Origin of the sequence: Ruminococcus sp. D54t1_190329_F1 (assembly GCF_015551645.1) — a bacterium.
GTDB classification, from domain to species: Bacteria; Bacillota; Clostridia; order Lachnospirales; family Lachnospiraceae; genus Blautia_A; species Blautia_A faecis.
On record NZ_JADNDC010000059.1, the window covers coordinates 1 to 14,375 of the forward strand.

At 52.3% G+C, this 14,375-nt stretch carries 12 protein-coding genes and 3 pseudogenes; 1 reads left to right on the top strand and 14 read right to left on the bottom strand.

Going from position 1 to position 14,375, the window contains the following annotated elements:
* Window positions 1-168: 168 nt before the first annotated feature.
* Window positions 169-525, bottom strand: a complete 357-nt coding sequence (locus I2D69_RS18495; RefSeq protein WP_195380362.1) for a TnpV protein — start codon at window positions 523-525, stop codon at window positions 169-171.
* Here I2D69_RS18495 and I2D69_RS18500 point away from each other — a divergent pair.
* A complete protein-coding gene (locus I2D69_RS18500) occupies window positions 512-724 on the top strand; it encodes a hypothetical protein (RefSeq protein ID WP_195380363.1) in 213 nt (70 codons plus the stop codon). The genes I2D69_RS18495 and I2D69_RS18500 overlap by 14 nt on opposite strands.
* Before the next feature lie 650 nt (window positions 725-1,374).
* Here the strand turns inward: I2D69_RS18500 and I2D69_RS18505 are convergent.
* The 13 genes and pseudogenes from I2D69_RS18505 to I2D69_RS18565 form a co-directional block, all read right to left on the bottom strand.
* Window positions 1,375-1,590, bottom strand: coding sequence for a transposon-transfer assisting family protein (locus I2D69_RS18505; protein WP_055228434.1), 216 nt, complete (start codon window positions 1,588-1,590; stop codon window positions 1,375-1,377).
* Between the two features lies 1 nt (window position 1,591).
* Window positions 1,592-4,876: a YodL domain-containing protein gene (locus I2D69_RS18510; RefSeq protein ID WP_195380364.1), complete on the bottom strand. Its 3,285-nt coding sequence runs from the start codon at window positions 4,874-4,876 to the stop codon at window positions 1,592-1,594.
* 6 nt (window positions 4,877-4,882) lie between these two features.
* Window positions 4,883-5,161, bottom strand: coding sequence for a hypothetical protein (locus I2D69_RS18515; protein ID WP_002576228.1), 279 nt, complete (start codon window positions 5,159-5,161; stop codon window positions 4,883-4,885).
* Window positions 5,158-7,266: a type IA DNA topoisomerase gene (locus I2D69_RS18520; protein WP_195380365.1), complete on the bottom strand. Its 2,109-nt coding sequence runs from the start codon at window positions 7,264-7,266 to the stop codon at window positions 5,158-5,160. Before I2D69_RS18520 ends, I2D69_RS18515 begins: the two co-directional genes overlap by 4 nt.
* Window positions 7,253-7,936 (bottom strand): conjugal transfer protein TraG, encoded by a 684-nt coding sequence (locus I2D69_RS18525; protein WP_195380366.1) that lies wholly within the window; start codon window positions 7,934-7,936, stop codon window positions 7,253-7,255. The genes I2D69_RS18520 and I2D69_RS18525 overlap by 14 nt, the downstream gene beginning before the upstream one ends.
* Window positions 7,933-8,127 carry a hypothetical protein gene (locus I2D69_RS18530; protein WP_195380367.1) on the bottom strand — a complete coding sequence of 65 codons (195 nt, stop codon included), beginning with the start codon at window positions 8,125-8,127 and terminating at the stop codon, window positions 7,933-7,935. The genes I2D69_RS18525 and I2D69_RS18530 overlap by 4 nt, the downstream gene beginning before the upstream one ends.
* Window positions 8,124-8,879: a DUF4366 domain-containing protein gene (locus I2D69_RS18535; RefSeq protein ID WP_195380368.1), complete on the bottom strand. Its 756-nt coding sequence runs from the start codon at window positions 8,877-8,879 to the stop codon at window positions 8,124-8,126. Before I2D69_RS18535 ends, I2D69_RS18530 begins: the two co-directional genes overlap by 4 nt.
* Window positions 8,869-9,120, bottom strand: coding sequence for a DUF4315 family protein (locus I2D69_RS18540; RefSeq protein ID WP_158358858.1), 252 nt, complete (start codon window positions 9,118-9,120; stop codon window positions 8,869-8,871). Before I2D69_RS18540 ends, I2D69_RS18535 begins: the two co-directional genes overlap by 11 nt.
* A gap of 28 nt (window positions 9,121-9,148) precedes the next feature.
* The gene (locus I2D69_RS18545; RefSeq protein ID WP_195380369.1) at window positions 9,149-10,885 is read right to left on the bottom strand and encodes a CHAP domain-containing protein; all 1,737 of its coding nucleotides are present in this window, start codon (window positions 10,883-10,885) and stop codon (window positions 9,149-9,151) included.
* The gene (locus I2D69_RS18550) at window positions 10,878-11,261 is read right to left on the bottom strand and encodes a DUF3851 domain-containing protein (RefSeq protein WP_109625032.1); all 384 of its coding nucleotides are present in this window, start codon (window positions 11,259-11,261) and stop codon (window positions 10,878-10,880) included. The genes I2D69_RS18545 and I2D69_RS18550 overlap by 8 nt, the downstream gene beginning before the upstream one ends.
* Window positions 11,258-11,563: pseudogene (locus I2D69_RS18555) on the bottom strand (VirB4-like conjugal transfer ATPase); the annotation flags it as partial. The gene I2D69_RS18550 and the pseudogene I2D69_RS18555, both read right to left, overlap by 4 nt.
* A gap of 353 nt (window positions 11,564-11,916) precedes the next feature.
* Window positions 11,917-14,013: pseudogene (locus I2D69_RS18560) on the bottom strand (VirB4-like conjugal transfer ATPase, CD1110 family); the annotation flags it as partial.
* A pseudogene (locus tag I2D69_RS18565) lies at window positions 13,970-14,302 on the bottom strand (PrgI family protein); the annotation flags it as partial. The pseudogenes I2D69_RS18565 and I2D69_RS18560, both read right to left, overlap by 44 nt.
* Window positions 14,303-14,375 lie beyond the last annotated feature (73 nt).

Below are 14,375 nucleotides of genomic sequence, written 5' to 3' on the forward strand. Positions count from 1 at the left end.
TTTAACTACACGGCTCACTGGCGATTACCGTGACCGGACTTACACCGGCAAGTGTAGTCCAGCTTTGCTGGACACACGCAAAAGAAAAAGCAGAGGATGTATGCGCTACATTCTCTGCTTCATCTATGGATTGGATCTGTTCCGCTTCGGAGAGGAACAGGTTTAGAGTCAGCTGTTGATAAGCTCCGCCATCAGGATTTCCTCGGCCTGGGCTTTGCAGGTGTTCATCAGCCCCACCCACTTCATGGGATCGCTGGCTTTCAGTTCCTCGGTGGCTCCCGCTTCCTTCGTCAGCTGGGGCATCATCTGCTCCAGTCTGCTCTGGGCGGTCTCGTCGATCTCCAGAAGGTGCTGGTACAACTTCTCGCTCAGCAACATCTGGTTGTAGAGGATGGGACGATGTTCCTTCAGGTAGTTTTTCCTCATCCTGCCGTACTTGCCCAGGGGTTTCTCCGGCTGCTGGCTCAGCTTCAGGTCGGGAATCAGATAGTCTCCGTTCTGGATATAGGTCATGGGATTGTTCATCTTGTTTGCTCCTTTCTTGGTTGGCTTCGCGCTCTGCATTTCGGACGGTAACGCCGATCTGCCGCAGCACCTGCTGGTTGATCTGGCTGACCGCTGTTCCCAGCGCCCCGATGGTTGCCGGAGTATTGAAATCAAAGATCGCCATGAAATCTTCGTGGTCGAAGTAGCGTTCCGGTTCCAGTCCACAGCGGGACATTAAAGCATAAGTGATACTGACGGTGGCTGCTGCCTTGAACTGTACTCCGATGTTAAACTCATCATATTCCTCCAAAAAGGAACCGTCAACGATATAGAAGAAGTCCTGCTGATGCTCCGTCCAGTATTCCTCAGCCAGTTTTCCGGCTACCTCGGTGAGCTGTCCGGCAAGGTCATCACCGGAAACATCATAGGTGCGCTCAAGCATGGCCTGCACCGAATCCAAATGGCGCTCCTCCAGCTGCCACAGCCAGGGAGTGCGGGAATGTTCACGGGTTCCGGTGTCGGAAATATCAAAAACATAGCGCAGGCGGGGCCTGTCCCCGGAATCGTCCACCAGAGCAATCCCTTTGGAACCGCGCCTTACATACCGGCCCATCTTTTCATTCCACAAATCGTACTCTGCACAGGCGGTAGCGTCCGGACGCTGGGCGTAGATCATCAACTGCTCATGGAACGGGTACTTGTAAAGGCGGGAAGCAGTAGTGAGAAACCCTGCCCATTCCTGCCAACTCCCCGTGAGCTGTGTTGTCACCTTCTCCGCCATCTGTGCATATAGTTCAGCTTTGGTTGGCATAGTGTTCTGTCCTCCTTTCAGTTTTGGGGTAAAAGGTGGGGTAGCATATTGCCACCCCATCCCTGCGATTATGGTGTTTACCGGTCAAAATCCGGGTACAACTCCAGCTCGGCAAACTCGGCATCACTCATGGTCTGGAGCTTGCCCAGTGCGCTGTCTGTCAACTCCCGCAGCTCGGTTTCCTCCGGGGCCAGCTCGCCGCGCATCTCACGCAGGCTGTCGATCAATCCGGTGCGGCTACCGGTATTGTAAATGCACATCAGGTTCATTTCCTCAAAAGTGAAGTTTCCCATATCAAATCTCCCTTTCCGCACTCTTTTTGGGCGCTGTCTTTTTGTGTTCTGCCTTGGGCTGGCTTTTCAGCTGCTCCATGACGGACTTTTTCTTTTCCCGTTCCTCCCGATGGGCAGCGGCAGCCAGATCCATCAGGGAAATGGGCTGACCGCTGCGGGCCTGCTGTTCCAGCTCTGCCACCGTAGGCTCTTTTGCGCCATTGTTGATGATACCGTCGATCATGCCGTAATCGTCCTCCACGGCCATCTCCGCATTTTTCAGCGGATTTTCCGGCAGGAATCCGGGGATCTGGGTAAAACCAACACTGTCACAGTAATGACAGGATACCTTACCATCCTGCTTGATCGCAACGATGTCACTGACACTCATAGAAGGACTGTGAAAATCCGCCGGCTTTTGCAGATTAAACTGCTCATATAGTTTTTCCAGCTGCTCCGGTACCGTGCCAGACTCCCTCAGCGGAGCTGTGTAAATGAGGTCATAATTGCTGCGGTCTATGGAAATGTCATGGGACTTTAACCAATCCAGATTCATAAAGCGCACATTCTGCGGATCGTCACGGCTCACCTGATAGATAGCAAAGCAATCTCTGTTCTGAGCAAGAAATGCCTGTTCGCGTTCCTGCTGATGTTCCTGACGCTCCATGACCTTTTCGTGGAACTGAGGGCTTTTCTCCCATTCCTCACGGTCCACGCCAAAAAGACCGCCATGATCCATGATTTCCTGCGGGTCAAACACCATACTCTCCGTATTGTCCTCATGCAGCACATAAACGGTCAAACCGGCGGCATCCAGTTCCAGCGCCCGTTCTCTGGTAACAGGGAGCATCCCATCATAGGAGTAGCCGTATTCCTGCATATCCGGTGTGGAGACCTGCTCATCCGGCGTTGGGTATTCATCCAGTGTCTGTTCCTGTGCCTCCGGCAGCTGGGAAGAAACAGCCACCTGACTGGCCCCTGCCTGCATCTGCTGGTAAGCCGCTTCCTGCAAGGTCTCAATCATGGACAGTGGTGCGTGTCTGAGCGAAGTGCTGTCCAGATCGTTGTCATCACAAATCTGGAGAACTGCATTTTTGCAGGAAAGCTCCGGCATATCCAGCTGACCGCCATCCAGCTCTTTCATGGACGCAGCATCGTATAGGGTGTAGTCCCAGCCGCTGTCACAGGGCTGGATATGAAGATAGGTGGCACCGTCGATCAGAAACAAAGCCTCCTGCTGGTTGGCGTCCGCCCCCAGCACCTCCATTTCCGGCATAGCCTCAGCCAGATCCTTTACCGCTTTCTGTACCAGAGGATTATCACGGTAATAGTCGATTGCCTGGATGGTGTCCAGGTCAATGGTCTGCCCGGTCAAAATCGGGAATGGTCCTTCATAGTCGCTTCCGTCTTTCAGCTCAAAGCCAATGCCCTTGATCCCGTTCATTCGCTCTGCTGGAATCTCCTGATAAATGCGGATCGCTTCCTCCAAAGACAGGTTATCGTGGTATTCTCCGAGGTTTGGAAACTCCATACACTCTGCTGCATAGTAGGTCAGATTGCCGGTCGGCTGTCTATCGGATACCTTAGCAGCATCTGCTGGCTGCTCTATCGGGGCAGTTTCCGGCTCTGCTTTTGCATTTGGGTCAATCCCACGCTCTTTGCAGATTTCCTTATAGTGGCGCTCAATGTCGGAGATCAAAGTGCCGGAGGTCTTGTTGATGGTCTCCAAACTGGCTCTCAGCTCTTTCAGTTCCTTGCCCTGGCTCCAGCTTGCAATATAGCCGAAGCTGTTTTCTCCAGTCTCGATGCCAAAATATTTGCAGACTGCATAGGAGATGCTTTCAGCCTCCACTTCTTCCGTGTGACGGTTTTTGATTGCCTGTTTTTCTGCGGTTGCATCTTCCTCAACTGCAAGACGCCATTCAAACTGATTTTCGTCCACATAACACCAATCCATATCAGAAGCAAACTGTTCGGCTTCTTTTTCTGTGGCAAAATCCAACTTGAAATCATGCTTGGTTCCACCTTCACTCTCCTGCACAACCTTCCATGACGGTAGCATTTCATATTTTTTAGGGTCATGGAGCTTGCTGTGGGCAATCTCGTGTACTGTGGCTGAAACCGTCTGAACCTCACTCATGCCCTGACGAATGGCAATTTTCTGATGATCAGCAGAAAAATAGCCGTCCGTATCGGCGGCCATTGATTCAAAAGTAATTGGCACCGGTGCGCTGCGGCGCAGAGCCTCCATAAATGCCTCATAATTTGGCACATTGCCGGAAAGGGATGATGCAAGCTCCGGCAAAGGTTTCCCATCGGTCTGGCTCACATCAAAGACCTTGACCGGACGAAACATGGGGATTTCGATTTCTTTTTCCTCTGTGACGATCTTTCCGTCTTTATCCAGAATCGGAGCCTTGGTATCCGGGTCCAGCTTCTGTTCCTCGATTTTCTTCTTATACGGTGTGGGGGCTATGATGGTAATGCCATGCTCGCCCTTTTTTACATGACGCTCAAACTGGTCTTTCCACTTATTGTATCCGGCTACCAAAGTGGCGTCCGGCTTCTGCATATAGATGAGCATGGTGTTGTTTACCGAATAGCGGTGGAAGCGGGACATAACGGACAGATAGCGCATATACTTTTCACTCTCAAACAGTTCTTTGATGCCCTGCTCGATGCCATCTGTGATTTCCCTTAGCCGCTCTCGGTTGGTGGGTTTGTTCTCAGCCATGATTTTCAATCTCCTTTCCAAGTGTGTGATTTCTGCTGTGTGTTCTGCAATCCATGCCTTTTGTTCTTCTTCACTTTCATAAAGAAAAAGGTCCAGCAGGTACTCTACATAGGCTTTCTTCTGGATTGCTTCCACAAAGCGGGGGTGCGGTTCTTCCTCCGGTGTTTTGGGAGAACGGTCGGCTTCCCATTTTTTCAGCAGATAGTAGTAATCGGACAGTACGCGATAACAGCGCTGTCGATCCTCCCGAAACTTCTGTGCCTCGTTTTTTTGCCAGACATATCTCCTGCGGGGAGGGGCCTGACTGTCATAGATCAGGCCAAAGTCCTGTGCCAGTTTCTCCGCCGCTTCTTTTGGGGAGAGGTCAAAGAGCTTTGCGGTAAAGTCGATCACATCCCCATCTTCACCGCAACCAAAGCAGTGGAACCGCTGGTCTACCTTCATGCTGGGGTTCTTATCATCGTGAAAGGGACAGCAGGCCATACCATTTCGTTTGACCTCGATCCCATAAAACGCTGCCGCTTCTCTGGTGCTGACCGACTGCTTGACCGCTTCAAATACATTCTCTGCCATGTGCCTTTAACTGCCGGACTTTTTCACAGGGGGCTGGTATCCGGCGGCTTTCGCACGCTCACTGGCAGCTTTGCGACGCTCGGCGCTGTATGGCTCCCGGACTGATACACACCGCTTGGGGACGGTAAAGTTATGGGCGTCCTTTCGGATGATCTGGTCGGGGTGCTTTTTTGCCAGCAGTTCCAGCTTCTCCATCAGATGGGGATCGTGGGTGTAGACCTCAGCCATTGGTTCTGCCTGGTTATAGAGGAGAATGGTTTCCCGTTCCACTAAAGAGAGCTTCATCGGCTGCCTCCTTTCCGCTGGTCAAATTCCAGCTTGAAGTTGGCATACTGTCCATCGTCCTCCAAAACCACAGTGGCATCGTAGGTCTTGCCGGTTTTCTCCGAATATAACCCCGTCACACGGACACGGCCATCGTTCAGCAGCGCAGACACCACAGCCTTGGTCGGCTGTTTTTTCTTGGCAGCCCACCATTTGTTGTTTTTCCAGATTGCAAATCTGCAAGAATTATTCTGACAGAAGAAGCCTTTTTGCAGTTCTGCAACTCCCCCACCGCAGCGAGGGCATTTGCCCACCACCTCGTGGGGCGGAGTGAACAGGTACTCAGTTCCCTTGATGACCTGATAAGTCCCCACCAGATCTTTCAGCATGGTGCTGATCCCGTCCAAAAACTCCTCCGGGGCAAGCTGCCCGCGCTCGATCTCGCCCAGTCGGTACTCCCACTCGGCAGTCAGAAGCGGCGATTGCAGTTGTTCCGGCAGAACGGTGATCAGGGAAACTGCATCGTGGGAAGGGAGAAGCTGCACCGTTTTCCTGCTCTTTTTTCGTTCCAGAAAACCGGCAGATACCAGCTTTTCCAAAATACCGGCACGGGTGGCCGGTGTCCCCAGACCTTTTCGCTCGGCATCCTCCGGCATATCCTCTTTTCCAGCAGTCTCCATCGCGGACAATAGGGTGTCCTCCGTAAAGTGCTGGGGCGGACTGCTTTTGCCTTCTTTGACGATTGCCGCAGAAACCGAAAGGGTCTGTCCTTCAGTCAGCTCCGGCAGGGCTTTCTCTGCACCCTCTTTTTTCGGCTCTGCATCCTTCGTTTTGGCACGGTAAGCGTCCTCCAGTGCTTTCCATCCGGGGTGCTTCACCGTTTTTCCCTTGGCGGTAAATTTCCCACCGGCACACGCTGCAATCACAACGGTTTCCGAATAGATATGGGGCTGGGCCACGGCGCACAGCAGGCGCAGGGCCACCAGCTCCAGCACTGCTTTTTCTCCCGCAGGAAGGGCAGAAAGGTCTGCATCCTTGAGATTTCGGGTGGGAATTACTGCGTGGTGGTCGGTTACTTTCTTATCGTTGATGACCGCACCGGCATCACAGGAAATGGCGATCCCTTTCCGAAACGGCATAGCATTGGCAACCAGATTCACCAGCACCGGCAGGCTGTCTGCCATATCACCGGTCAGATAGCGGCTGTCAGTACGGGGATAGGTGCAGAGCTTCTTTTCATACAGGCTTTGCAGATAGTCCAAGGTCTGCTGGGCCGTAAATCCAAGCAGACGGTTGGCATCTCTTTGCAGGGTAGTCAGGTCATAGAGGGCAGGTGGCTTTTCGGACTTTTCCTTGCGCTCCACCTTTTTGATTGTGACATTTGCACCCTGACAGGCTTCTTTCAGTTGTTCGGCAGCAGCTTTATCCGCCATGCGCTCTCCGGATACGGTAAGACCGGGCAGCTCCAGCGCCACGGTATAAAAGGGGACCGGCTGAAAGGTGTCGATCTCAGCTTCTCGCTGAACAATAAGCGCCAGCGTCGGGGACATCACGCGCCCGATGTTGAGGGTTCGGTGATACAGCACGGAAAAAAGCCTTGTCGCATTGATTCCCACCAGCCAGTCGGCCTTGGCACGGCAGAGGGCAGCATCCCGAAGTCCGTCATAGTCCGCACCGGGGCGCAGGTTTGCAAAGCCCTCCCTTATGGCAGAGTCCTCCATCGAAGAAATCCAGAGCCTTTTCATCGGCTTTTGACAGCCTGCCAGCTCATAGACGCTGCGGAAGATCAGCTCGCCCTCGCGTCCGGCATCACAGGCATTTACTACCTCCGTCACATCCGGGGCGTTCATCAGCTTTTTGAGAATATCAAACTGCTTTTTCTTATCCTTTCCCACTACCATCTGCCAATGCTCCGGCAGAATAGGCAGGTCATCATATCGCCACTTGGCATACTTGGGATCATAACTGTCTGCATCCGCAAGACCGGCCAGATGGCCCACGCACCAGCTGACACGCCAGCCGTTACCATCCAAATACCCGTCCTTACGAGCGGTTGCACCGATTACCGCAGCCAGACTTTGTGCAACCGATGGTTTTTCAGCGATTACCAGTTTATATCTCATCATCTTCAGCCTCCCATTCTTCCCGCACAGGCGTGTGCAGTTTTTTCTCTATGCTGTTTTCCTCATCCAGTAGCAGGTTATAACCAAACCGGTAGTCATAGCGGTACAGTTTCCCCAGCAGGTCATTGATGATGATGCGGCAAGCCAAAATGACACGGGTTTTATCCACCTGCATCAGCTGGTAGCGTTGATAATTGCTGTAATATTCTTCGTGACGGCGGGTATTGCAGGCGGCATCTTCAAGTAAACTATCTACTGCATCCTGACAACCATCTTCTTTTTCCCCTTCCATGCAGTTCAGAAGTTCCATCATCAAAGGAAAGCTCTGTTCATCCATAGGAGCTTCTGCTGCAAGAAAACCGATCAAAGCGGATAAGAGCAGACGAGCCGCCGTCTGTTCTTGTTCCGTCAGCACGGCCATTGTTTTCTCCGCATTTGGCAGGATCTTTTCTTCCACAAAATCCGCCGCGTCTCCTGAATAAAGCTGACGGATGGAATCTATGGACAAGGGAACCGTTGCGGCATCCAGGGAAAAATCAAAGGAATCTTCCTGCTTCGGTTTTCTCCGGAGTTTGTTTAACACGGTAGAAAGAATATCGCCGCCAAAATACACAGCAATTACCAGCAGGTCAAAAACAGCAATCAGCTTGATAAATATAATCAGAACACTCATTTTTTTCGTTTCCTTTCTTTGAACCAGCGTTCCATCTCACGGTGGCAAACACCTACGCAGGGACTTCCATAATTCCCGCAGCCATAACAGGGGTGGCTGTGGGGCAAAGAGGGAGGACGGGAAGTTTCCTTCCCGCCCTCCGGCCTGCGTGTCATCATTCGTTCATAGGGACTGTCTGTGAAACGGGTCATTTCACGCTGTCCTCGTCATCTTCTTCTGTGCTGCCCCCATCAGCGTCCGGCTCGCCCGACTCCTCATCCTCGGTTTCCCATTCCTCGGAATCTTCCTCGCCATAATCATAATCGTCCAGACTGTCATTGCCTTTAGTCTTAGGCTTATTCTTAACGAGCTTCAAGTAGGCAAATACGCCACCGCCGCCCAGCAGAGCCAGCAAAAGGACCAGCGCAGCCGGGTTCAGTCCGGCAGTCTTTTCTTTTTCCGGCTCCGGTGCTTCTGCCTGAGGTTCCGGTGTTTTTCCCGTACATTTACTCTTATCAGTTACACAGACCGGACAGCCCGTATTGACTGCCCCTGCTTCACATTTCTTCGTGCATCTGCACACCGCAGGCGGCTCCTCTTTGGGTTTTCCATCCTCCATCAGCGCCATTAAGTCCGCTTCATCCACCTGGTTCAGAAAGTGAACAGCAGTCTTTTTATCCTCGTTGGCCCTGTCGATCAGGATATAAAAATAGTTGCCTGCCTTGGTGGTAACGGTAATGAGCTGCTTGTTGCCACCAAAATCATCCACCAGAGCGGCGTTACCATCCGGGGTCAGCGGAGGTGCTTTTTCCGTTTCTTCCACCACCACATTGCTGTCATTGGTGGTATCCTCTGCCGGGGGCGGCGCTGCGCCCTGGGCAAAAGCGGGAACGGTAAAGCCCGATGCCAAAACCAGCGTCAGGCAAAGGGTGGAAAGTGTTCGGATCAATCGTTTATTCCTCATAGCTGGTTTCCTCCTGTTCGTTGTTGTCATCAGCCAAACTGCCGGGAACTGTGCCGCCGGACAGCATAGCGCTCAACTGGGCCGGGGTCATACGCAGTGCGCGCACCATCTGAACGATCTCCAGATTTTCTGCCTCGGTTTTCTGTGCCTCCAGCACCTTGAGCCTTTCCTGATACTCTGCGATTTTCTCGCGGACCTTTGTAATCTCCTGGTCAATGCGTTCAATTTTGTTCTTTGCCATCGTCTATCACTCCTTCTAAAAATCTCTGTTACCAGTTCATCAGACCGTAGCCCTTGATACTCTGATAATTCAGGTCATAACTCTTGATCTTACAGGCATCGCCGGAATTTCCCTCCACGGTATAAACACGGCTGCCATCGGTGCCGACAACGATGCCCACATGGTCGGCGCTGCCGTCCAAGTCCCAATCGAAGAAAATGGCATCGCCGGGAGCAATGTTCTCATACCCCCGTGCGCCCCACTGTCCATGAGACTGGAACCACGGAACGCCCTGCCACTCACAGCCTGCAAATCGCGGTTCACTTTTTCCTGCCTGGTTATAGCACCAGGATACAAAGCAGGCGCACCATTCCACGCGGCTGTCAAAACCGTACCAGCTCCAGTAGGGATAACCGCCCACATTTCCCACCTGACTTTTCGCCAGTTCCACCAGCTGAGGGTTTCCGGGACGAGTGCCATTGATGAACTGCACACCGGACAGATCTTCCGAGCCGCTGGTATCAGGGGAACCGCCGCCAAACAACAGCGGCTTATTGCCCATGGTCTGTCGATAGACCTGATACATTTCCATCTGCTCCGGGGTCAATAGCTCCGACGCCACAGCGGAAATGGGCTTGCTGGTGAGTTTCACATTCAGAATGTAATACTCATAGGGGACTTCTTCTGAGGTGGTCTCGCCGGTCTCCGGGTCGGTGGAGGTCTCCGTGCGATAGCGGATCTCCACTTCCTCGGTAAGCGTCAGCTGATACTGTGCTGCAAACACACGCGCCAGCTCTGCCTGGGCGCTTTGCCTGGTGTAGCCCTGCAAGACAGCAGAGAGAAAGGCCGCCAGCTCATGGGGGTCATGGCCGATCATACCAAGGTCATAGCGATACTCGTCATACCCTGGGTGGCTACTTTCGATGTTGTCGATTTCCTCCTGCAACTGGGCTTCTCTGGCTGCATAATCTGCCTCCACCGCCAGCATTTCCGGGTCATCCGACGGATAGGTGGTGCCGGAGAGAACGGAACCGATGCTCTGCGCCATCATGGAACAAGAGGACATGGTATTCATCAGCATACAGGCGATGAGGAACAAAACCCCTGCGATCAGGAAGCCCTTCTTGTGGCGCATGACGAATGCCCCTGCCTGCTGTGCCTTTTCTTTTACCGTCCTTGCGGCTTTTCCAGTTTTGGACGCAGCCTGGGCGGTATTTCCGGCAGTCTGACCGGTGCGCTTGGCGGCGGCATACTGCTTTTTGATGGCCTGCTTTTGCTGCCAGCGGGAAAGAGGATTGCTGGAAAACTGGGGATTTTCCTGCAAGGATTTCTGGTACAGGACATTTACATTTGCCTTTTCCAGTTGGCGCTCTGCCTGGGCTGCTTTGCGGTACGGCTTCAGCTTGTGGCTGCGGTAGCCCTCCCGCACCAGATAAGCGCCGGTCTCCACCGCCTCCTCGGACTTGTGGGCGCTTTCCACGCCCACATTGTCCTGTTCTGTTTCCCGGATTTCTTTGTGGAGCTTGCCCGCGACCAGATGGACAGGAGCTTCCTTGATCCCTTGAGAAACTTTGGAGGGTGGCTTTTTCTTGTCCTCAAAGGTCAGCTTCGAGGTCTTTTTTCCGGTATCCGGGTCAATAACCGTCTGCCTGACCTTTTTCTTTGGAATATTGGCCTGCGCCTTATCTGCTCTGGCCGCAGCTTTCTCCGCTTTGCGGATCGGCTTTTCCAGCGCAGGGTCAGCCCGTTCCTCATCGGTAAAGCGCAGGCGCGGTTCTTTATTCAAACCATTCTCCCAGCATGAGGGAGGACATCATGTAGTGCAGCTCTGCATAAATGGCCATCCCCACAGGATCGTTGAACATACAGCCGGACAGGTAGGCATAAAACTGTGCCACCACATCGGACAGGATCTTCGCTTCTGTTCCTTCCAGAATCAGACCGCCCATGCCTTCCTTGGCACGGATGGCGCTCCAGACCTCTGCCAGACGGAGAAGCCCCACCTGACCGGTCTCATTCAGTTCGGCTGCCTGATCTGCCGCCGTGCGGCACTCACTTACCGCATCAGCCATGACCGTAAGCAGCTGGCTGCGCTGGGCATTTACCGCCCTGTCAAAAAACATCAGCGGGTTTTGATTCAAAATGTTGGGGTTCATCATCATTCATCCTCCTTCTTTTTCAGTTCCTGGGGTTTGGTGGTCATAATGCGGTAAAGCTCGGTATTCTTCGGGAAGTGATCCACGAAAGGCAGGATCGTGGAGCCATAGAACAGCAGACCCTCGCCCTCACCGGAGTGGGTCACATAGCTCAGCTGGTGCGTGGAGATGCCCAGCTGCTTGGCAAGGATCTGGCGGTCTCCGCCTGCCTGGTTGAGCATATACACGAAGTCCGAGTTTTCAAAGATGTTCTCCACCTCACGGCTGGAAAGCAGGTCTTTGACATTCTGGGTGATTCCTGTTGGGATCTGTTTGTGATTATCAGACAGTTTTTTATCTGTCTCTCCGGGGATTTCTCCCATTTTCAGCGGTGTGTCATTTCACACCCGGCATAGCATATCTTTTTATCTGACAGCTCTGCGCTGCCTGCCGAAATGATAGCGGGAACTCGTGGAGCTATTATATTCCGGATCATCACAGACCAGGGGTCAAGCTCTATGCGTTGCGTGTGTACCTGCTATTACACAGAGACTTCCACTCGGATTAGGATTGCAAAACCCTTTCCGTTTCTTTCCCACTGATAATCCTGACTGTCTGAATCGGCTTCGGTCAGGACGGCATACTCTGTGTTTCCATGCAAAATCAAAACACAAAGTAATTTACCTCCCCATTTTCTGAATCGCTTCCAGATTTCCACCGTATAAGCGGCGGTCTGCTCCTCCTTCAAAAGTAGGTGCATCTCGTCGATGTAGTAACGGGTGGACTTGTGAGCGGCACGGTTGATGGTAACGCGGTTCCACACCTGATCCTGGACCACCAGCATACCGATTTTCTTGAGCTGCTTGCCCAGTTCCTTAATGTCATAGCAGACAATGCGGTTATTGATGTCCACATTGCTCTGGTGGTTGAACACATTGAGGGAGCCGGTTACATAGATTTCAAGGGCCGTGGCGATATACTGGGCTTCCTTTTCCTCCTGTGAACGGAGCAGGTTATATAGGTCCTCCAGTATGGGCATATTCTCCGGGCGCGGGTCGTTGAGGTAGGTCTGATAGACCAGACGCACACAACGGTCGATGATGGTTTTCTGCACCGGCTGCAATCCGTCCTTACCGCCCACGATCAGCTCACACAAGCTGAGGATAAAATCAGACTTGAGGGACAGCGGGCTTTCATCATCCGAATAGTCCAGGTTCAGGTCCATCGGATTGATGTAATTGGTTGAGGTAGGCGAGATCTTGATGACCTGCCCATGCAGACGCTCAACAAGAGGTGCGTACTCAGCTTCCGGGTCACAGATGATAACATCATCATTGGTAAGCAAAAAGCAGTTGGCGATTTCTCGTTTTGCACTGAAGGACTTACCGGAACCCGGCGTACCCAAAATCAAGCCATTGGGGTTTTTCAGCAGCTTTCGGTCCACCATGATGAGGTTGTTGGACAGAGCATTGATGCCGTAGTACAGAGCTTCTTTGCCGTTCTGAAACAGTTCCTGTGTGGTGAACGGTACAAAGATAGCCGTAGAACTGGTGGTCAGCCCTCGCTGGATCTCGATCTGATTGAGTCCCAGAGGCAGACAGCTCATCAGCCCTTCTTCCTGCTGAAAGTCCAGTCTGGTCAGCTGACAGTTATACTTCTGGGCAATAGAGCCTGCCTGAAAGATGTTGTTGCCAAGCTGACGGGGATTGTCCGCTGTGTTCAGCACCAAAAAGGAGACAAGGAACATTCTCTCGTTTCGGCTCTGCAAATCCTGCAACAGCTTTTTCGCTTCACTGCCGTAGGTGGCAAGGTCAGAGGGAATGATGTCCATGTCGTATCCTGCGCGGACTGCTTTTTTCTGTTCCTCGATCTTACTGCGATCCAGGTCGGTAATCTTGCGCTTTACCGTTTTGATGGCTTTTACCTGATCCACCGACTGAATGTGCATACTCACAATGAGCGAGCTTTCCATATCCAGAAAATCAGCCAGCAGACGGTCATTCAGCTCTGGGGCTAAAATCTGCAAAAAAGAAACAGCCCCGTATTTCTTGCCCATACGGAACTGCTTGCCGGTGCGGAACTCAAAGGAGCTTGGTGCAATAAAATCTTTCGTAGACAAACCGGAAGGAGCCAGCCAGTCCCATTCAAACTGAAATGGGAGCTGTTCGTCCATGTGGAATACCGCATGAAGCTGGGAAAGCCTTTCCTTACCGTCCAGTGTTCTGGCGGCTACGCCAAGACGCTTGAAGTTATTGAGTATATCGGTCTCAATGCGCTCCAGGCGGGGCTTGGCAGCTTTGATACTGTCCGCGTCGATACCAAAGGTCAGGTATTTGGTCTTGATGAGACCGTTGTTGCCTCTGGCCAGCTGATTTTGCAGCATCGTGGTGTATTCCTCACGGATACTGTCAAAGGCATCCCCCTGGGGCGGGATGGAAATGGAGTTGGCAAAGGTCTCCTCCGATGCCGCAAGGTTCAGAAAAGACAACTGGAAGTGAATCGAGCTGTCGAAATAATTGAGGAAATCACACCACCCCTCAAAGATTGCCGTCTTATCTTCGTTTTGGGAGAGCTGATAGTTGATGTCCTGAAACTGGATGGTCTTTGTGTAGTGGCTGTCCGATACGCGGCAGATTCCGTCCGGCCACATCCGTTCATAAGGGATACTGTCCTGCGCAGATTTTCCTTTTTTGTCCGTGCGGTTAGCGCGGACAATGGCCGCTTCGATCTGCTTCTTATCGGCGCGGGACAGTTTTTTCTTTGTCTTTACCGACTGCACAGTTTTTTCCTCGGTTTTTCCGAACATCCGATGCAGCCATTTTTTTATTGCGGTGAACAATGTCATACACCTCCTTATCGAGCATTTCCTGCCGCTTTAATACGGCATAAAAGTTGTTGGTCTGGTAAGGTCGCTGCTTTGGACGGATCACAGCTACTTTGAGAATGTTGCCCACGATCTTTTCCAGCGGCTGTCCATGCTTTTCGTACATAGCCAGCATAAAGAAGGGCAGCATAACCAGCATCATACACATAGCCGCTACACTGTTTCCGGTAGGTTTTCTGAGTAGAGTAGGCGGATGAAATTTTCATCCGCCCCTCATCAAACCGTGCATGAGGTTCTCCCTCACACGGCTTTCCGAC